We start from the raw sequence: 18,207 nt of genomic DNA, 5'->3' as shown, positions 1-18,207 counted from the left end.
ACCACCGGCTTCGCGCCGGAGGTGCCCGCGGACGCCTTTTTCACACCGTGGCGAGCAGTGCGGCGACGGCGGGTCCGGCCTTCGCACGGTCGGCCGGCACCAGGCCGATGCGGGTGCGCCGGTCGAGGACGTCGTCGGCGTCGAGCGCGCCCTCGTGCCGGACGGCGTGCAGGACGTCCGCCTCCGTCACGCCGGGTGCGATGGGCGTGGTCGGGTGCGGGCGGTCGTCCACGAGCCGGATGTCCTTTGTGCGGCACGGAACGCGCGTCAGCCCGGTCGCGTTCACCGCGTCCGCCGCCATCCTGCGGTACGTCGTGAGCTTGCCCCCGACGATCGTGACCACGCCGTTGGGTGCTGTGTGGACGGTGTGGTTGCGGGACAGGTCCGCGGTGCTGCCCTCGGCCTGCAGCAGCGGCCGCAGCCCGGCGTAGCTGCCGAGGACGTCCTGCCGGGTCAGTTCCCGTTGCAGGACGTGGGAAGCGGTCTTCAGCAGGAAGTCCACATCGGACTCCGGAACGACCGGCACGTCCGGGATCTCGTCGACCGGTTCGTCGGTGAGGCCGAGGTGGGCGCGGCCGTTGGTCTGGGGCAGCAGCAGCGCGTACCGGTTGCGCTCGCCCGGCACCGGGATCGTGACCGCCGTCCCGCTCAGGCCCGCGGTCTTCGCGTCGACCACCAGGTGCGAGCCCCTGGACGGCTTGAGGCGCACCGGTGCGAGCGTCCCGGCCCAGACACCGGTCGCGTTGACCACCGCCCTGGCCCTGACGGTGAACGCGGTGCCGGTGAGCGTGTCCACGGCCTCGGCGCCGTCGCCCTCCAGCGCGGTGACCTTCGCGCGCGTGATGATCCGCGCGCCGTGCCCCGCCGCCGTCCTGGCCAGCGCCACCACCAGCTTCGCGTCGTCGACCAGCTGGCCGTCGTAGCTGAGCAGGCCGCCGATCAGGCCCTCGGGGCTCAGGCCGGGGACCAACGCCAGCGCCTCGTGCCGGTCCACCCGGCGCGGCCGCGGCAGGACGTGCGCGGGGGTGCCGGCGGCGATGCGCAGCGCGTTGCCCGCCTTGAGACCGGCCATGACGAAGTGGTTCGCGTTGGTGTGCAACGGGAACAGCATCGGCAGCGTGCGGGTGAGGTGCGGCGCGGTCCGCGTCATCAGGACACCGCGCTCGACGGCGCTCTCATGTGCGAGCCTCACGTCGCCGTTCGCCAGGTACCGCAACCCGCCGTGCACGAGCTTGCTCGACCACCGCGACGTGCCGAACGCCAGGTCGTGCGCCTCCAGCAGCACGGTCCGCAGCCCGCGCGAGGCCGCGTCGAGCGCGACCCCGGCGCCCGTGACGCCGCCGCCGATGACGAGCAGGTCGACGACCTCCCGTTGTGCCGCTTCGAGGTCCTCCTGGCGGCGAGCGGCGTTCAACGACGTGTTCACGGCTTCAGCGCTCCGTCCAGCTGCTTCGCGAGCTCGTCCAGCAGCGCGGCCGGGTCGAGCCCGGACGTGGCCGGTCGCGTCGACAGCACCATGCCCTGCGTCGTCAGCAGCACCACGCGCGCCTGCGTCTTGGCGTCCCCGAACCGGATCGAGCCGTCGACGTGCCCCGCCTCGACCTGCGCGACCAGGAACTCCTCGACCAGCCGCTGCGTGCTGCCCAGCCGGTCCACCAGGTACGGCAGCATCAGCTCGGCGTCGAGCTGCAGCACCCGCTGCATCAGCGGGTTCGCCCCGAGCAGCCTGATCGCGTCGACCGCGCGGCTGACCAGCTGCTCACGCGCGTTGCCCCGCCCGTTCGTCCGGTCGAGCAGCGCGGCGAACTCCCGCGTCATCAACGCCCGCACCAGGTGGTCCACGTCGGGGAACCGCCGGTACAGCGTCATGCGGCTCACGCCGGCCCGTTTCGCGACGTCGGTGAGGGTCGTCCTGCGCACCCCCACCTCCAGCACGCACTCGCGGGTCGCGTCCAGCAGGGCGTCATCGGTGTGACGTTGATACGTCATGTGTAACACTGTAGCAGTGACTAGGGCCCGCTGGACCTCCGAGACCACCCCGCTGCCACCGCACGCGCTGGCCTGGCTGAGCACCCGCGTGGGCCTGGGCGACCCCTTCACGCCCACGCCCGTCGCGGCACCGCCCTCCGCGCTGTCCGCGGACGCGTTCACGGCCCTGGAGGCCGTCTGCACCATCAGCGCGGCCGGCACCGACCGCCTGCACCGCGCGGGCGGCCTCTCCTACGTCGACCTGCTGCGCCACCGCGGCCACGGCACCCCCGCCGTGCCCGACGCGGTGGTGGCCCCCGCGTCACCCGAGGAGGTGGCCGAGGTCCTGCGCGTCTGCGTCGAGCACGACGTGGCGGTGGTCCCGTTCGGCGGCGGCACCTCGGTCGTGGGCGGCGTCGAGGCGGTGCGCGGCGGCAAGAGCGCGGTCGTGGCACTGGACCTGGCGGGTCTGGGTTCGCTGGTGTCGGTCGACCCGGTGTCACGGGTGGCGGTGCTGCAGGCGGGCGTCACCGGACCGGAGGCCGAACGGCTGCTGGGCGAGCACGGCTTCACCCTCGGCCACTTCCCGCAGTCCTTCGAACGGGCCACGATCGGCGGCTACGCGGCCACCCGCTCCGCCGGCCAGGCCTCGTCGGGCTACGGCCGGTTCGAGGACATGGTCGAGTCGGTCCGCCTGGCCACGCCGGTCGGCGAGTGGGTCGTGGGCACCGCACCGGCCTCGGCGGCGGGACCGGACCTGAAACAGCTGGTGCTCGGCTCGGAGGGCCAGTTCGGCGTGATCACCGAGGTCTCGGTGCGGGTCCGGCCCAAGCCGCACGCGCCGCGCTACGAGGGCTTCGTGGTCGACGGCTGGGAGGCGGGCGTCGCCCTGGTGCGCTCGCTAGCCCAGGACGGCGTGCCGGCCGACATCACGCGGCTGTCCGACGAGCACGAGACCGAGGTGGCGCTGGCATTGGCCGGCGGCAAGGCCTCGGTGGTGACGCGGTACCTGCGGTTGCGCGGCGTTCGCAACCCGTGCCTGGTCATCCTCGGGTGGGAGTGCCGTTCGCGGTCGGCGTCCATGAGCTCGTTGAGCGGCCATCGGGTCGTGCGCCTGGGCCGTGCGATGGGCGCGTCGTGGCTGCACGGGCGTTACAACGGCCCTCGTCAGCGCGACGCGCTGCTGGACGCCGGCGTGTGCGTGGAGACGCTGGAGACCGCCACCCACTGGTCGCGGATCTCGGAACTGCGTGACGCCGTGCGCGCGGCCTTGGCGGAGGAACTGGGGGACCCGGTGGTCATGTGCCACATCTCCCACGTCTACGAGACCGGCGCCTCGCTGTACTTCACCGTGCTCGTCCCGCGCGACCTGGCCGACCCGGTGGGCCAGTGGCAGCGCGCCAAGGTGGCCGCGTCCGAGGCGATCGCACAGCTCGGCACGATCACGCACCACCACGCGGTCGGCCGCGACCACCAGCCGTGGCTGGAGAACGAGATCGGCTCGATCGGCGTCGACGTCCTGCGCGCGGTGAAGGCGCGGCTGGACCCCACCGGCATCCTCAACCCCGGCAAGCTGCTCTGACCTGACCGGCGTCCCCCTCCGGTGAGCTGCCCTGACGCGCGAAAATTGTCGGTGCCACCTGGAAGAATAAAAGCAGGGGACCCCCGGAGGGGGACCCCTGCGTCAGCGTGCTGGTCAGAACTTCACGAGCATCTTGCCGGTGTTGTCGCCGCGCAGCATGCCCAGGAACGCGGCGGGCGCCTGCCGGACGCCACCCTCGACGAAGGTCTCGGTGTACTTGAGCTCGCCCGAGGCGATCCACGCGCCGACCTCGGCCAGGAACTGCGGCCGCAGGTCCTGGTGGTCGCGCACGAGCAGGCCGCGCAGCGTGAGGCGCTTGCCGATCAGCTGAGCGAGGTTGCGCGGGGCGGCGGGCGGTTCGGTCTCGTTGTACTGGGCGATGGCGCCGCAGATCGCGGCACGGCCGTGCACGTTGAACGAGGCGATGGCGGCTTCGAGGTGCTCGCCGCCGACGTTGTCGAAGTAGACGTCGATGCCGTCGGGCGCGGCGGCGGCGAGCTGCTCGGCGACGGGGCCGTCCTTGTAGTTGAACGCGGCGTCGAAGCCGAGCTCCTCGACCAGGTACCTGACCTTCTCGGCGGAGCCGGCCGAGCCGATGACCCGCGACGCGCCCTTCAGGCGGGCGATCTGGCCCACGATCTGGCCCACGGCACCCGCCGCGCCGGACACGAAGACGGCGTCGCCCTCCTTGAACTCGGCGGTGGCCAGCAGGCCCGCGTAGGCGGTCAGGCCGGGCATGCCGAGCACGCCCAGGTAGGCCGAGAGCGGTGCGGCGGACGGGTCGACCTTCACGGCGTGGGCGCCGGACACGACGGTGTACTCGCGCCAGCCGAGGCCGTGCAGCACGTGGTCGCCGACCGCGTAGCCGTCGGCGTTCGAGGCCACGACCTCGCCCACGGCGCCGCCTTCGAGGGGTGCGCCGACCTCGAACGGGGGCACGTACGACTTCACGTCGTTCATCCGGCCGCGCATGTACGGGTCGACGCTCATGATCAGGTTGCGGACCAGGACCTGGCCTTCACCGGGGGCCGGCACCTCCACCTCGGCGATCTCGAAGGTGTCCTCGGTCGGCCAGCCCTTCGGGCGGGACGCGAGCCGGACCTCGAGTGCGGTGCTGGTCATGGTCGAACCATCTCCATCCAGGATTGCGGGGAACCAGGTCGGTACCCGGCACAACGACCCGTAAACGGATAGAGATTCCGCTTTGTGAGCTAGCTCGCAGGCAGCAGGGTCGTCACGTCGCGGTACGCGAAGCCCAGCTTGCGGTACAGGGCGATCGCCGGCACGTTGAGGTTCTCGACCAGGAGCGCGCAGGTGCCGTACAGGTCGAGCAGCGAGGACGCCACGAACTGGCACACGCGCAGTCCTAACCCACACCGCGCGTACGAAGGGTGCACGGCCACGCCCATCATGAAACCGACGTCCACGGAGGACCACGCCTCCGCTGCCGTGGCCACGAGCGTGTCGTCCTCGAACACGCCGGCCCACCGCCGCACGCCGGGTTCGCCCGGCCACGCCCACGACGACGGCAAGGCCTTGTGCAGCAACGGTTCAACGCCGTCCGCCGTCGGCAGCCAGGACACCCCATCCGGTCGCGGCAGCGTTCCCGACCGGTCCATCCACCCGAACGGCTGGTCCTCCACCCACGGGTCCGGCATCAGCTCCCGCACCCGCAGGGCCACCGGCCGTTCCATCAGGGGCCGCAACCCCACGCCCCGGCCGTGGGCGGCCAGCAGTGACGCCACCCCCTCGGCCGGTCCGGACAGCACCAGCCGCCGCCGGCGCGTCAACGCCGGGGCGTGCACCCCGACCGCCCCGCGGTGCTCCCAGGCCGCACCACCGCACGACAACGCCTGCGCCGCCCACCGGACCAGCGGGTCCGCGCAGGCGTCGAGCACGTCGGCGGTGGTGCGCAGGCGGCGCACTCAGTCCTTCTGCTTGCGGCGCAACAGGGTGCGCTTGGCCAGCGAGTTCTCCAGCGCCTGGTAGGCGGAGTCCATCGCCGCGTTGTACTCGCTCTGCGGCCGCGGCGGCACCGACTCGTCCGGCAGTGGCGGCGTGGTCATCTGCAACCAGCGCTCGTCCCACAGCTGCTCGACGGCCTGCTCCCAGTGCAGCGCGGCACCCATCCGCACCACCCGCTCGCGGTCACGCACCTCCGAGATCTCCCACTGCGTCGCCGCGATCCGCTCGGCCAGCTCGGCGCAGCGCACCTCGTCGAGCTTGCGCTGCCGTGTCGCCGCTTCGGTGGCGATGGCGATGATCTCCTTGTAGCGCTCCACCGCGGAAAGCGCCGGCACGTCGATCACCTCCTCGCTCTGGCGCTGAGCCGGAACCGACTCGAACATGGCCGTAGTCATCGGGTTCATGACACCTCACCTGTGTCGAACGGGATGATCACCTGCGGTCGTGAGTGCTCGAACCGGTCGAAGAACAGGCCACGCCGTGGTCGTGGCGACCACGCCATCACCTGCTCGGGTCCGAGCGACAGCAGCTCCTTGCCCTGGACGTCGAACGCCACCCAGGCGCCGATGTCGTCGTAGACACCGGGCGGAAGACTCGCCTTCAACCTCTGCACGCCGCGCCACCAGCCCAGCACGTGCGTGCGGTTCTCCGGGCCGTGCTTGAGCACGGTCCGCAGACTGTCCAAACCGGACGCCCGCGTCGCCGGGTCCTTCTGCTCCAGCAACGTGTGCGCCGCGTCGACGCCGTACAGCACCAGGTAGTGCGGCTTGAGCGGAACCTCGGTCTGGCCCGTGTTGATCGACTGGAGGCCGGCCGCGGTGCGGTCCAGCACGTCGCGGATCTCGTTCATGCCGATCACCGACGCGTCGTGCCCGTCGGCGCTGAGGCGTTTCATCAGGTGCAACGCCGAGGGCATGGCCTCCTCCACCAGGCAGGCCAGCGTGAACACGGCCTCGTGCTGGTGGTTCTGCCGGCCCAGCGACGCGGCCGCTCCGCCGAGCACCGCCGCCGCGTCCTGCACCAGCGACCCGATCACCGCGATGTTGCGTCCCGGCGTGCGGGCGAAGCGCACCCGCGCCGCGCTGCCCGCGACGTCGATGACCTGGCCGAGGAGCACGGTGGGCGAGGCTTCGCCCGGCCGCAGGTCGAGGAAGTCGGGCATGGCGTCGAGCAGCGGGATCTTGCTGCCGTCGAACAGGCCGGGCGCCCTGCCGGGCTCGCGCCGCCACAGCTCGTTCTGCAGGAAGTCCATGGTGCCCTTGGACGTCGAGTCCGGGACGCGGCAGATCTCGTTGCCGGGCTTCACGCCCGACTCGTGGTTGATGACCGCGTGCCAGCGCGGCAGCTCCACCGCGGCGTCGTTCTGCGGCTCGGCGAGCACCCGGCGGGCCTTGGGCAGTGCGATGCGGACGGTGAACTGCTCGAAGATCGCCGACTTGCCCCAGAAACCCTCGATGCCGGAGACGTCCTGCGAGGACAGCACCAGGTGGATGCCCTGCGAACGGCCGCGCCGCGCCACGTCCTCCAGCAGCTGCGTCGCCGCGGCGGTCACCTGGTCGCGCTCGCCGAACAGGTACTGGAACTCGTCGATCACCGCGACGATCCGCGGCCAGCGGCCACCGGGGTCCTCCGCGCGCAGGTGCTCCAGCTTGGTGACCTCGTGCTGCTTGGCCGCGTCGGCCCGCCTGCGCATCTCGTCGGACAGGAACCTCAGCAGCGCCACGCCGAACTCGCGGTCGGTGTTGACGTTCACGCCGACCAGCCGCGCGTGCGGCAGCCACGACGGGTCCTTGCGGCCCGGCGCGAACTGCGCGAACGACACGCCCTCCTTGAAGTCCAGCAGGTACAGCTCCAGCTCGTCGGGCGAGTAGCGCGCGCACAGCGACCCGAGCATCGCGTAGAGGAAGTTCGTCTTGCCCGAACCGGACGGCCCGCCGATCAACGCGTGCGGCGAGGTGTCACCGAGCTGCACGCACACCGGCTGGCCGTCGTCGAACCCCACGGGCGCGATGACCCCCGCCGCCGAGTTCTCCGTCCACGGGCGTTCCGGCAGCAGGTCGCCGAACGTGCTCATCCGCGCCCGCCGCTCCTCGCGCTTCTCCGCGATGGCGGCACACGCGCGCGGCACCAGCGTCCGCGGCAGCGCGGGATCGAGCGTCACCCGCACGTGCTTGCCGGTCATCGTGCAGGTCGCGGTGCCGTCGCCGCGCAACGACACCGTCTCCACCGGCGAGTTGACCGTGATCGGGATGTCCACGATGAACAGCTGCACGCCGCACGCCAGCCCGTTGCGCGCCACGCGTTGCAGCTGCTGCTGGTGTTCTTCCTTCAACGCCTTGCGGTTGCCGAACAGCACGGCGATCCGCCACGGCTCGGTGCGCCTGCCCTCGCCGCTGACCGAGCGCACGGTCAGGTGCCCGTCGACCAGCACCTTGGTGTGCACCTGGCGGATGTGCTCGGACAGCTCGTCGAGCAGCTCGTGCAGCCGCGCCGGGTCGTGCACCGTCAGCAGACCCGCGCGGGTCAGCGGGTACAGGCCGGGCAACGACCCGGTCAGCTGCCCGACGTCCCACACGTGCACGTGCACCAGCCCCGGCTGGAAGTGCGACAGCACGCGCAGCAGCAGGTTCTCCACCAGCGTGTCCGCGAGCTGGCGACTGTCCGGAGTGGACGCGACGTGCAGGTGTGCCTGGTCCAGCAGCGGCACGGCGACCGGGAACGGCTGGGCCTCCGGCGCGGAGGTGACCACGCCGGTGCCGATCCGCCACAGCTCCGGCACGCCCTCGCTGCCGTCGTGCGTGCCCGGTGCGCCCAGCCACGACTCGTGCGGCCACGACGCCGGACCGGCGGCGACCGTGTTGACCAGCGCGGTGAGCTGGTCGGGCCCGGTCGCGGACCACTCGTGGTAGGACTGGAGCCAGTCGTGCCTGATCTGCGCGAGCCGGTCGGCGAACTCCGGCATGGACAGCGGTGCCTGGCGCGGCTGCGCCGTCCGCTTCTCGTCCACGGTCAGGAACGGCGTCACCCGCGCGAGCGCGCCGTCCGTGAGCGCGCGGTCGATCCCCATGCCGCGCACCGTGAACTCGACGATGTCCTTCGCGTGCTCGGCGGCCAGCGCGCGGTGCTCGCGCGCCACGGAGCCCAGCGCGGCCGCCACGGCGCGCTGGAACTCCCCGAAGGCCTCCTCGATCCTGCGTCGCCGGTCGTCGCGCCTGCTCATCACAGCTCCACGGTGAGTCGTTGGATGCGCTCTAGGGTTCCCACCATCAGCTCCAGCTGCTCGGGAAATCTTTCCCTTGCGCGCACGAACTCCGGTGGGAGCAACGACTCGTGGTGGTTCTCGCTCGACTCGGCGAGGATGCTGATCGCCTCGTCGAGGCCGTCCTGCGCGCTGCGCACACTGCGGTACGACTCGCGCAGGATCTCGCTCGCCTGCTCGAGAGCGGCACGAACCTCGGCGATGGATGCCATCAAAGCCTGCTGTTGATGCCCTCGGCCCCGGAGATGCCGGCGCCGAGGTAGTTCTGCAGCTCGCTCACACCCGAGACGACCTGCTGGAACTGCGCGTTCGTCGTCTCGACGTCCGCCTGCACGGAGCCCTGCGTGACCGATGTCAGCAGCTGCTGCGCGTCCTCGGCGAGCTCAGCCGCCTGTTGGAGGGCCGACTGGCTTTGGCTCGCCTTGTCGATCGCCTGGGCAATTGCGGCACGGACCTCTTCGATGCTGGCCATGTCGACTCCCGAACCCTCCCGGAACAGGGTGGTCATACGACCACCCCCAGTAGAGATTGTGCCCAGATTTTCACAGTTGGTACCGAAGATCGGCTAACCGGGTGGATGCCTGAATCCACTCGAACGGGCCTTGATTTAATGATCAGTTAGGCGCGCTACCGGCCCCTCGTCCATACGTGTAGCGACACTCACACCGGCCCCTACAGCCAGTTGCACCCGCGTGCCGACCGGCCGGGTGAATCACGGCGGTGTTCCAGCCGACTTGTCACGCGCAGTGCCTGCCCCGAAAGGGTCATCCCCGGTCCACGCCTCCACCAGAACCCGCTCGGCCCCCGGTACGAGCGCGCTGATCATCTCGGGCTCGTCGAGCACCGTCCACGCCGTCGGCGGCTCGCACGCCACCCGCGGCGTCGGGAACCCCTCGCCCAGCCCGCGCACGTAGGTCCGCACCGCCCGTGCGAGTGCCGCGGACACGTTGTGCGTGGTCTTCTCGGTGCTGGCCTCGGTGAGGACGACCGCCCAGCACCCCGGCTCCTCGTCCGAGCAGTCGCGGGCGTCCAGCACCCGCGCCCCGGCGCGGCCGGTGAGCGCCGCGCACGCGGCCAGCGCCTGGTGCTCGTCCGCTGCCTCGACCACCACGGTGATCAGCAGCACGAGGTCGTCTTCGCTCATCTCGGAGCAGATTCTCCCTCAGTGCCACTGCGGTCGCGGTACCGGCCCGCTTTGCGCCGGATGGATGATTGTGGCCGGGGTGAGCGGATGGCTAACGTGAAAGAGCAACTTCATAGTCCGATGGAGTGAGAACTTCTGTCGGACGTCTTCTGGGGGGAAGATCCGATGAGCGCCTTGAAGCGTGTCCTGTGCGGCCACGACCGCCGTTCCGCTCGTCGTCGGACCACCACTCCCTCCTGACGTCACGCCGGGCCACCCCTGGTTTCCGGCCGCACGTCTTCTCCCGGGGCGTCGACGCTCGCACCTCACCGTGCCCGAACCGCCCTGCGCGCCGTCCGGCCCGTGCCGGCCGACGCCGACCTGGACCTTCGCAACTCAGCCTGGGGGCAATGGAATGCATGCTTTGCGACGTCTCACCGCGGGTCTCGCGGCCGTGCTGGTGGCGGCGGCCGTGACGGTCGCGGCACCGTCCGCCGCGTTCGCGACCAAGGAGCAGTGCGCGGGCGGGGCCAACGGCTTCGCCGACATCCCGGACAACCTCGTCGGCGTGACCGTCGACCAGCGCAGCAACTCCGTCACCAACCTGCACCTGATGTTCGGGCAGGTCAACGGTCAGAACAGGGGCTGGGCGCTCCTCGGCTCGGCGCCCGGCACCCGCTTCGGCGGCGACAGCTACCTGGTGTGGATGGACTGGTCGATCAACGGCGGCTACAGCTGGATGCAGTGCGGCCCGTTCAACAGCCGGGCGGGCCTGGCCACCATCACCAGTGCGGCCAAGGACACCCACCCGACCTACAGCTTCCGCGCGGGCGCGCTCGTCAACGGCGAGCTGCTGCTCACCGGGTGGCACTGAGCGGTCACCGGACCGCCTGAGAACCAGAGCCGACCGCCGGCGGCCCCCGTGCCGCCGCGCCCACCGGCTGCTTCCGCACGCCCGAAACATCCTGGGGGAACGAAGAGTGAACACATCGTGCGCGCCCGTCCGAAGCCGGCTCCTCCTCACGGATCGGACCTGACGTGGTGGACCAGCGCGTCGTCGACGCACAGCGATTCATCAACTCCTACAACGTCGACGGCATCCCGAAGGTCGAGGAGAACGGCCGGACGAGCTGGGACGTGATGTACGGGCTCACCAGGGTCCTGCAGCACGAGCTGCGGCTCGGGTCCTATTCGGACACGTTCGGTCCCGGCACGCTCGGCGCGTTGCAGCAGAACTTCCCGAACATCAACGGCAGCAACACGCACGGCGCGATCAACAAGATCATCGCGCACGGCCTGTACTGCAAGGGCTACTCGGCCGGCGAGCCGAACGGCGTCTTCAACAGCGAGATGTCGGCCTCGGTCACGAACCTCAAGCGGGACATGGGCGTCGACGGCGCCTACCCCGGCGACGGCGTGACGCCGAAGGTCTTCAAGGGCCTGCTGACCATGGACCCGTACGTGCGGATCGACGGCGGCCGCGAGAACGTGCGCGCGGTGCAGCGCTGGCTCAACGGCACCTACGTCAACCGGCGCAACTTCTTCATCATCCCGTGCGACGGCTACTTCTCGCGGGACGTGCAGAAGGCGTTGCTGCTCGCGATCCAGTTCGAGATCGGCATGAGCGACGACGTGGCGAACGGCGTCTTCGGCCCGGGAACCAAGCAGGGCATCAGGAACAACCTGCTGGCGGCCGGGTCCTCCGGCCGGTGGGTGTCGCTGTTCAGCGCCGCGATGATCCTGAACCAGCGCGACGGCGTGGTGTTCGACAGCGTCTTCACGGCGGAGCTGGCCGCGCAGGTGCTGACGTTCCAGCGCTTCTGCGTGCTGCCGGAGACCGGCAAGGGCGACTTCCAGACGTGGGCCTCGCTGCTGGTCTCCACCGGGGACGACAGCCGCAGGGGCACGGCGCTCGACTGCGTCACCCAGATCACCACGGCGCGGGCGCAGGCGTTGCGGCAGCAGGGGTACCTGTACGTGGGGCGCTACCTGTCCAACGTGCCGAACACCACGCTGAACAAGAAGATCCAGGACGGCGAGCTGAGCGTCATCACCGGCAACGGGCTGCGGGTCTTCCCGATCTACCAGACCTACGGTGGCGAGGCCGCGTACTTCAACCGGGCGCAGGGCCGTGGTGACGCGTTCGCGGCGATCGACCGCGCCAAGTTCTACGGGTTCAAGCGCGGCACGCGGATCTACTTCGCTGTCGACTACGACGCCTACGACTACCAGGTCACCGACAACATCATCCCGCACTTCGAGGGCATCAAGTCGGTGATGGACCAGTTCGGCGTCGGTTTCCAGATCGGCATCTACGGCCCGCGCAACGTCTGCAGCCGGGTGCGTGCCGCCGGTCTGACCAGCGCGAGCTTCGTGTGCGACATGTCGACCGGGTTCTCCGGCAACCTCGGCTACCCGCTGCCGCCGGACTGGGCGTTCGACCAGATCTCCACGATCCCGGTCGGTTCCGGCGACGGCTTCATCGAGATCGACAACAACATCGCGTCCGGCCGCGACGTGGGGCAGAGCTCCTTCGACCCGCCGAACATCCCGCAGGGCAGGCAGGACGTCGACTTCGACATGGCGCAGCGCGGCGCGTTGCTGGGCGACGTCCAGTCGTACCTCCAGTCGATCGGCGTCCCGGAGTCCGGCGGCTCCGGCGAGGACGCGGGGCGGATCTTCACGACGACGCAGGCGCTGGACCGGGTCCTGGTGTTCGACCGCTTCTGCACCCGGCTGGCGCAGACCTACCGCGCCCGCAAGGCGCTGGTGCAGGCGATCATGATGTGGGAGCTGGCCAAGACCAACCTCCTCGACCCGGTCGCGGAGGACGCCGTGCAGGCCGGGCTCAAGGACGACTGCAGCACCGGCATCGGCCAGATCTTCGGCAGCACCGGCACGTATGCCCGCAACTTCGCCATCGACCGCAACCTCCTCAACGGCGCGAAGCTCAACCCGGACTCACGGGACGACCGCATGACCGTGTGGCGGCAGCTGAAGGACGACAACGAGTTCAACATCACCATCATCCTGATGGTGTGCATGTACGAGGCGTCGAACCTCGGCATCGCGCTGCCGCACCTGAACACGACCGAGGCCGAGGTCCAGCGGATCCTGACGAAGTACAACGGTGCCGAGTCGTACGGCCAGGCCGTGATCGGCCTCTACCGGGCCTTCGAGAAGTACCACGCGCCACTGCGGAACGCGTGATCGGCATGGGGGAGAACATGGAGCTCGAAGGTGTGCAGGTCGGTCGCCGCACGGTGCTGCGTGCCGGTGCGGGTGCGGCCGCGGTGGCCGCCGCGGCGTCGTTGCTCCCGGCTGTCGCGTTCGCGGCACCGGAGCAGCACGACCCGTTGGCGGCCAAGCTCTCCGCGGTGCGCAGCGGTGAGCTGAGCGCGAACGGCTGGGAGGTGGAGAAGGGCTTCGACATCGGCGGCGGCGTGTGGCTGCGCGAGGTGCAGGGCACGGGGTTCTCGGTGCCGTTGCGCATCGGGCTCGCGCAGGCGTTGCTGCACCACGTGATCCGGCGCTACCACTACAGCGTCGGCACGTTGCGGCCCGGCGACGTCGTGGGTTTCCTGCCGCACGACCGCAGGCAGCCCGCCTACCAGAGCAACCACGCCTCGGGCACGGCGGTCGACATCCGGCCGGGTGCCCACCCGGTCGGCACGCGGGAGCTGTTCCCGGCCCAGCTGACGGCGATCCGGTCGATCCTCAACGAGTGCCGCGGCCTGGTCGCCTGGGGTGGTGACTTCCGGGTGCCGGACCAGGCACACTTCCAGATCGCGGTGAAGCCGGGGGACAAGCGGCTCGCCACGCTCGTGGAGTCGTTGGCCGGGTTCAGGTACTAGCCAGGGGGAAGTCATCAGCACGGTTGTGAAGCAACGCGGAGCCATCGGCTGGGCCGGCACGGTCGTCGTCAACGCCCTGCTGGGATATGTGGGCGTGCTCCCGCTCGGGTTGTTCGTCAACGCGGTGGTGAACACGGTCGGCGTGTGGCTCGGCTGGGCCGAACCGGACCTCAAGTTCGGCAACGACGGCGTCGATTTCGCGGTCGCGCTCAGCGCGTTCCTGGGGCTGGGGTTCGCGGCGATCTTCTGGACCGTGAACTTCTGGCTCTCACGCCTGACGAAGCTGCGTGGCCCGGTGTTCTGGTGGGTCGCGGTGGTCGTCGCCGTGCTGCCCACCGTCGTCGCGCTGGCCGCGCCGCGCGGGTGGGCCGCCGTCAGCTGGTTGTAGAACGCGATGCGCTCGCCGTGCTCAGGCACGGCGAGCGCATCGGGGTACTCGCGCCTATGCGGGGTAGAAGGCGCTGATCTCGATCCGGCCGCCGGAACACACGGGGCCCAGCGTCCACTGCACGTTCACCGGCTGGGTCTCGTCCGGCGGGATGGCCGCGGCCTTCGACGGCTCCGGCTGGCACGGGCCGGTCACCGGCTCGCCGCCCGCGGGCACGACACCCCAGTGCAGGTTCGCGACCGCCTTGGCGCCCGGCGCGAGGGTCACCGGCTTCGGGCCGGGATCGGCCTTGCGCTCCAGCTTGGTCGGGACCGCGCCGGAACCGTTCTGCAGCTGGAAACCGCTGTAACCGCTCAGCGTGCACGGTGCCGAGCCGGCGTTGGTGAAGACGAGCTTGCCGTACCGGTTGCCCGCGCCCGCGTCGGTGGGTTCCACCGCGCCCTTGAGCGAGGCGGCGGCGCAACGCTTGCCGACGACCTCACCTCCCGCGTTGCCGGCCGTGGTGGACGGCTCCGCGGAGGACGACGCACTGGTGGACGGCGCCGAAGTCGGGAGCGTGGCCGATCCGACCTCCGCGGTTCTGTCTCCGCAGGCCGTCACGGCAGCGAGCACTGCAAGGACCAGGCCGCATGGGACCAACCGTCGAGTCATGGGTGCACCTCCTACCAGTGAGGGTGTGCCCATTCACGAACTGACCCACACAACCCGGCGGTAATTCACCGGATCTGGTGGACGTCCCAGCCGTCGGGCAGTTCGGACAAACCGTCCACCGGCGCGGTCCACAGGTACGTCCAGGCGATCCGGCCGTCGGGCAGCACGACCCGCACCCGCCGGTAGTCACCGCCCTCGTACTCGTCGAGCAGCGGCAGCGCGTCCTCCGGCGAGCGCAGCCGCAGCACGAAACCGGGCACGCCCAGTCCGGCGCCGGGACGCAGCGCGGGGTAGCCCTGGCCGGTGTCGAGCAACGTGCCGGGCAGGTGGGTCTCCTCGGCGTCCACGACGTGCGGTTCCATCAGGTGCCAAGCGCTTGCGCCCGGTTGCAGCGTGCCGTAGACGAACAACAGCTCCGGCCAGTCGTTCGCCGACGGGTCGCCGTGCACCTCGGTCACGTCCAGGCCGTCCGTCGGCGCCGGACGGCCACCGAGCCGCAGGGCGTGCCGCTGCGAGATGTCCGAGCAAGCGACCATGCGACCGTTCACCAGGATCGGCATGCGCTTCTTCGAACCGGCCGTGTACGCCAGCACGCTGTCGACGACACCGCCGTTGTAGAGCACCACACGGCCCGTGTGCAGGCGTACGAGGCGATAACGCAGCCCACGACCCTCGCAGCGGTCCAGGACCCGGAGCTGCTCGGGGGTGGCGAACCAGACCGAGTGCTCCTCCACGACGCCGGGAGCGGCCGCGAGGGTGGCCGGACGCTGCCCGTCGCGCGCACGCGTGCCGTCCGCCCACACCGCGGAGATGCCCTCGCAACGCGCGCGCAGTACGACCGCGGAGCCTTCGAGACCGAGCTCCTCGCGGAGCCAGGTGACCTTGCTGGGGTTCGCGTTGGAACCGTAGCCGAGCACTGGCAACCGGGCCGCGAGCGGCAGTTCACCTCGGCTGATGAGCCATTGGTCTAGATCGATGTTGTCCGGCTCGACCCGCCAGCCCGAGTCCATCGTCAGGTCCGGTCGCACTGGCCAGCCCGTTTCGTCGACGTGGACGAAACAGTGGTCTGGACGAGTGCCCGGATAGGGCTCCGCCGGATGGCTTTCATCGGTGAACGGTTGGGCCATTGGTCCATTGTGCCAACAACCTGGCCTGCTTGGCGCCCCCAGTTCGTGACCAATCCGAGGTATTTCCGTTGTTTCCTGGAATATGTGAGGACTTTCACGGTGCAAACGGGTGATCGACCCGATGTTTGCGAGCGACACTCCGGTGCGACTCAGGAGCGGTCATAGCGTTCCTGGGCTTCGGTGACCTCCGGCTGGTTCGCCCCGATCCACGACGCGAGCGCCACGAGGTGGGACGCGGCACCCTTGCCGAGCGGCGTCAGCGAGTACTCGACGTGCGGCGGGATGACCGGGTGGACCTCGCGGTGCACGAACCCGTCGCGCTCCAGCGTCCGCAGCGTCTGCGTCAGCATCTTCTCGCTCACGACCGCCAGCTCGCGGCGCAGGTCGCTGAACCGCCACGACGCCCCGTCGACCAGCGCCTGGAGCACGAGAACACCCCACTTGCTCGTGACGTGCTCCATGACCGCCCGCTCGGGACAGATCGTGACCTGCATGCTCACCTCCGGGTAAGTACCCCACTTCAAAGTGGGTACTTTCCATAGGTTAGCGCTAACCGTAGCTTTGCCGCCATGACGATCCTCATCACCGGAGCAACCGGTCAGCTCGGCGGCGGCGTCGTCCGCCACCTCCTCGGCCGCACGGACGAGCAGGTCATCGTGTCGGTCAGGAACCCGGCGAAGTTCGACGTGCCGGGTGTCGAGGTCCGCCACGGCGACTTCGACGCCCCGGAGACGCTCGACTTCCGCGGCGTCGACAAGCTGCTGATCGTGTCCGCCGACGCGCACGACTCGGACGTGCGCATCCAGCAGCACGCCAACGCCGTCGCCAAGGCCGTGGAGCACAGCGTGGGCCACGTCTTCTACACGAGCATCACCGACGCGGACACCTCCACCGTCGGCGCCGCCGTCGTCCACAAGGCCACCGAGCAGATCATCCGGGACAGCGGCCTGCCGTTCACGTTCCTGCGCAACGGCATGTACCACGAGAACTACCTCGGCGCCCTGACCGGCGAGACCGTCGCGGTCTCCACGAAGGACGGCCGCGTCGCCAGCGCCGCCCGCGACGACTTCGCACTCGCCGCCGCCGTCGCGCTGGCCACCGACGGCCACGTGAACCAGACCTACGAGCTCACCGGCTCGACCACCTGGTCGTTCCCCGAGCTCGCCGGCGACCGCTTCCGCGACGTCAGCGACGACGACCTCATCGCGGCCGGCCTGCCGCCGTTCGTCGTTGACTTCTTCGTGGCCATCCGCAACGGCGTGTTCGCGCAGGTCCGCCCGGACCTGGAGAAGCTGATCGGCCGTCCCTCCACCCCGATCGAGTCCCTGCTGGGCAAGTGAGCCGGGCGTGATCAGCGCTGCGGGCGGTTCAGGAGCGCGTGCCAGGCCGAGGTGCTGAAGGTCAGCACCTCACCGGCCGGGTTCTTGGTGTCGCGGACGAGCGCGCCGTGACCGGTGCGGGAGATCGGGGTGGTCTCGCCGCGGGCTGATGTACTCCATCAGCTTCCGCCGCGACTGTTCTTCGTCCAAGGCGATCTGGGCCAGGTGGTCGAACATCTGCCTCGTGCGCGCGATGGCCTTCGACTCCTGCACGAACACCCGCGCGAGCTCGCCGTCGCTGTGGGCCACCGGCATGGCCTTCGCGAACTCCAGGAGCATCAGGCCGGCCGAGATGGCCGGCCTGTCGGCGGGCACGATCCGGATCATGTGCGCGTTGAACAGGAGCTGGAGGTACTGCTCCTCCATCACCTGGTCGTCGCCGAACTGCTGCCGCAACGCGATCTCGTGCACGTAGAACAGGCACTTCGGGGCGTGGACCTTGCGCAGCACCGCCTGGCGGTCGCCGCGGATCCGCACCAGCTCCGGAATCCGCTGCTCGCCGACCTGTGCGGCATGCCGGTACACGCCGTCGGCGTAGGCATCGGTCTGCACCAGGCCTGACACGGTCAGCACGTCGTAGGTCGTGATCGTCGTGGCGGTGGCCTCCGCCATCGCGAGCGTGCCCAGGCTGCCGGGCGCCAGCACGACGTACTCGTCGAAGGCGCGTTGGTAGCGGCGCTTGAAGCCGTCGAAGTACTCGGTGTCCATGCCGCAGGTCGTCACGATCTGGGCGAGGTCGACCTCGCTGGGCCGCACCTTGCCGTTCTCGATGTTGGACACCTTGCTGGGGTCCCAGCCCAGCCGGACGGCGAGGGCGTTGCCGGTGAGGCTGGTGGTGGACTCGCGCAGCCTCCTCAGTTCGTCGCCCAGGTCCCGGCTGTACGCGGTGGATGGTGTGGTCGGCGCCATAC

The 18,207-nt window shown here is 70.2% G+C and carries 19 protein-coding genes and 1 pseudogene; 6 read left to right on the top strand and 14 right to left on the bottom strand.

The genetic code is table 11. The features are described from left to right. Positions 1-40 precede the first annotated feature (40 nt). Both ADL03_RS02785 and ADL03_RS02780 read right to left on the bottom strand, forming a co-directional pair. Positions 41-1,426: a glycerol-3-phosphate dehydrogenase/oxidase gene (locus ADL03_RS02785; protein ID WP_053731758.1), complete on the bottom strand. Its 1,386-nt coding sequence runs from the start codon at positions 1,424-1,426 to the stop codon at positions 41-43. After that, on the bottom strand, positions 1,423-1,989 hold the full coding sequence (locus tag ADL03_RS02780; RefSeq protein ID WP_053731757.1) for a TetR/AcrR family transcriptional regulator: 567 nt from the start codon (positions 1,987-1,989) through the stop codon (positions 1,423-1,425). The genes ADL03_RS02785 and ADL03_RS02780 overlap by 4 nt, the downstream gene beginning before the upstream one ends. A 16-nt stretch (positions 1,990-2,005) precedes the next feature. On the opposite strand from ADL03_RS02780, the gene ADL03_RS02775 reads away from it, so the two are divergent. Continuing rightward, positions 2,006-3,550: an FAD-binding oxidoreductase gene (locus ADL03_RS02775; RefSeq protein WP_197288025.1), complete on the top strand. Its 1,545-nt coding sequence runs from the start codon at positions 2,006-2,008 to the stop codon at positions 3,548-3,550. 114 nt (positions 3,551-3,664) lie between these two features. Here the strand turns inward: ADL03_RS02775 and ADL03_RS02770 are convergent, their stop codons facing one another. From ADL03_RS02770 to ADL03_RS02740, 7 genes are all read right to left on the bottom strand, one after another. Further along, complete coding sequence (locus ADL03_RS02770; RefSeq protein WP_053731755.1) at positions 3,665-4,672, bottom strand: NADP-dependent oxidoreductase; 1,008 nt, start codon at positions 4,670-4,672, stop codon at positions 3,665-3,667. Between the two features lie 89 nt (positions 4,673-4,761). Next, positions 4,762-5,475 (bottom strand): GNAT family N-acetyltransferase, encoded by a 714-nt coding sequence (locus tag ADL03_RS50430; protein WP_053731754.1) that lies wholly within the window; start codon positions 5,473-5,475, stop codon positions 4,762-4,764. Continuing rightward, positions 5,476-5,919: a hypothetical protein gene (locus ADL03_RS02760; RefSeq protein WP_157527862.1), complete on the bottom strand. Its 444-nt coding sequence runs from the start codon at positions 5,917-5,919 to the stop codon at positions 5,476-5,478. Next, entirely contained in the window at positions 5,916-8,735 is a 2,820-nt protein-coding gene (locus tag ADL03_RS02755; RefSeq protein WP_053731752.1) for an FtsK/SpoIIIE domain-containing protein, read from the bottom strand. The genes ADL03_RS02760 and ADL03_RS02755 overlap by 4 nt, the downstream gene beginning before the upstream one ends. Next, positions 8,735-8,986: a hypothetical protein gene (locus ADL03_RS02750; protein ID WP_053731751.1), complete on the bottom strand. Its 252-nt coding sequence runs from the start codon at positions 8,984-8,986 to the stop codon at positions 8,735-8,737. Before ADL03_RS02750 ends, ADL03_RS02755 begins: the two co-directional genes overlap by 1 nt. Next, positions 8,986-9,282 (bottom strand): hypothetical protein, encoded by a 297-nt coding sequence (locus tag ADL03_RS02745; protein WP_197288024.1) that lies wholly within the window; start codon positions 9,280-9,282, stop codon positions 8,986-8,988. Before ADL03_RS02745 ends, ADL03_RS02750 begins: the two co-directional genes overlap by 1 nt. 204 nt (positions 9,283-9,486) lie before the next feature. Continuing rightward, on the bottom strand, positions 9,487-9,918 hold the full coding sequence (locus ADL03_RS02740) for a hypothetical protein (protein WP_053731750.1): 432 nt from the start codon (positions 9,916-9,918) through the stop codon (positions 9,487-9,489). A 403-nt stretch (positions 9,919-10,321) separates the two neighbouring features. On the opposite strand from ADL03_RS02740, the gene ADL03_RS02735 reads away from it, so the two are divergent. From ADL03_RS02735 to ADL03_RS02720, 4 genes are all read left to right on the top strand, one after another. Next, entirely contained in the window at positions 10,322-10,771 is a 450-nt protein-coding gene (locus tag ADL03_RS02735) for a hypothetical protein (RefSeq protein ID WP_053731749.1), read from the top strand. A gap of 164 nt (positions 10,772-10,935) precedes the next feature. Beyond that, on the top strand, positions 10,936-13,107 hold the full coding sequence (locus ADL03_RS02730) for a glycoside hydrolase domain-containing protein (protein WP_053731748.1): 2,172 nt from the start codon (positions 10,936-10,938) through the stop codon (positions 13,105-13,107). 5 nt (positions 13,108-13,112) lie between these two features. Continuing rightward, a complete protein-coding gene (locus ADL03_RS02725; RefSeq protein ID WP_231641413.1) occupies positions 13,113-13,751 on the top strand; it encodes a M15 family metallopeptidase in 639 nt (212 codons plus the stop codon). A gap of 25 nt (positions 13,752-13,776) precedes the next feature. Further along, entirely contained in the window at positions 13,777-14,139 is a 363-nt protein-coding gene (locus ADL03_RS02720; protein ID WP_053731747.1) for a hypothetical protein, read from the top strand. Between the two features lie 54 nt (positions 14,140-14,193). Here ADL03_RS02720 and ADL03_RS02715 read toward each other — a convergent pair whose 3' ends face one another. The 3 genes from ADL03_RS02715 to ADL03_RS02705 all read right to left on the bottom strand — a co-directional run bounded on the left by ADL03_RS02715 (position 14,194) and on the right by ADL03_RS02705 (position 16,441). Next, the gene (locus ADL03_RS02715) at positions 14,194-14,790 is read right to left on the bottom strand and encodes a DUF4232 domain-containing protein (RefSeq protein WP_053731746.1); all 597 of its coding nucleotides are present in this window, start codon (positions 14,788-14,790) and stop codon (positions 14,194-14,196) included. 65 nt (positions 14,791-14,855) lie between these two features. Then, positions 14,856-15,800, bottom strand: a complete 945-nt coding sequence (locus tag ADL03_RS02710) for a gamma-glutamylcyclotransferase (protein ID WP_197288022.1) — start codon at positions 15,798-15,800, stop codon at positions 14,856-14,858. A 266-nt stretch (positions 15,801-16,066) separates the two neighbouring features. After that, positions 16,067-16,441, bottom strand: coding sequence for a helix-turn-helix domain-containing protein (locus ADL03_RS02705; RefSeq protein ID WP_255353325.1), 375 nt, complete (start codon positions 16,439-16,441; stop codon positions 16,067-16,069). Between the two features lie 45 nt (positions 16,442-16,486). Between ADL03_RS02705 and ADL03_RS02700 the strand changes: the two genes are divergently transcribed. After that, positions 16,487-17,257: an NmrA family NAD(P)-binding protein gene (locus tag ADL03_RS02700; protein ID WP_053731744.1), complete on the top strand. Its 771-nt coding sequence runs from the start codon at positions 16,487-16,489 to the stop codon at positions 17,255-17,257. A gap of 11 nt (positions 17,258-17,268) precedes the next feature. Here the strand turns inward: ADL03_RS02700 and ADL03_RS50660 are convergent, their stop codons facing one another. Together ADL03_RS50660 and ADL03_RS02695 are read right to left on the bottom strand one after the other, a co-directional pair. Next, entirely contained in the window at positions 17,269-17,382 is a 114-nt protein-coding gene (locus ADL03_RS50660) for a DUF397 domain-containing protein (RefSeq protein WP_082372844.1), read from the bottom strand. A gap of 46 nt (positions 17,383-17,428) precedes the next feature. After that, positions 17,429-18,205 (bottom strand): annotated as a pseudogene (locus ADL03_RS02695) (helix-turn-helix domain-containing protein); the annotation flags it as partial. Positions 18,206-18,207 lie beyond the last annotated feature (2 nt).

This window comes from Nocardia sp. NRRL S-836 (assembly GCF_001279525.1).
Lineage (GTDB): Bacteria > Actinomycetota > Actinomycetes > Mycobacteriales > Pseudonocardiaceae > Lentzea.
This window is presented reverse-complemented; position numbering and strand designations above follow the sequence as displayed.

What these genes read in the sequence shown, in the direction of transcription:
- ADL03_RS02780 (WP_053731757.1), bottom strand. Translation starts at nt 1,989, where the DNA reads ATGACGTATCAACGTCACACCGATGACGCCCTGCTGGACGCGACCCGC.
- ADL03_RS02770 (WP_053731755.1), bottom strand. Translation starts at nt 4,672, where the DNA reads ATGACCAGCACCGCACTCGAGGTCCGGCTCGCGTCCCGCCCGAAGGGC.
- ADL03_RS02760 (WP_157527862.1), bottom strand. Translation starts at nt 5,919, where the DNA reads ATGAACCCGATGACTACGGCCATGTTCGAGTCGGTTCCGGCTCAGCGC.
- ADL03_RS02755 (WP_053731752.1), bottom strand. Translation starts at nt 8,735, where the DNA reads ATGAGCAGGCGCGACGACCGGCGACGCAGGATCGAGGAGGCCTTCGGG.
- ADL03_RS02750 (WP_053731751.1), bottom strand. Translation starts at nt 8,986, where the DNA reads ATGGCATCCATCGCCGAGGTTCGTGCCGCTCTCGAGCAGGCGAGCGAG.
- ADL03_RS02745 (WP_197288024.1), bottom strand. Translation starts at nt 9,282, where the DNA reads ATGACCACCCTGTTCCGGGAGGGTTCGGGAGTCGACATGGCCAGCATC.
- ADL03_RS02740 (WP_053731750.1), bottom strand. Translation starts at nt 9,918, where the DNA reads ATGAGCGAAGACGACCTCGTGCTGCTGATCACCGTGGTGGTCGAGGCA.
- ADL03_RS02725 (WP_231641413.1), top strand. Translation starts at nt 13,113, where the DNA reads ATGGGGGAGAACATGGAGCTCGAAGGTGTGCAGGTCGGTCGCCGCACG.
- ADL03_RS02715 (WP_053731746.1), bottom strand. Translation starts at nt 14,790, where the DNA reads ATGACTCGACGGTTGGTCCCATGCGGCCTGGTCCTTGCAGTGCTCGCT.
- ADL03_RS02710 (WP_197288022.1), bottom strand. Translation starts at nt 15,800, where the DNA reads ATGGACTCGGGCTGGCGGGTCGAGCCGGACAACATCGATCTAGACCAA.
- ADL03_RS02700 (WP_053731744.1), top strand. Translation starts at nt 16,487, where the DNA reads ATGACGATCCTCATCACCGGAGCAACCGGTCAGCTCGGCGGCGGCGTC.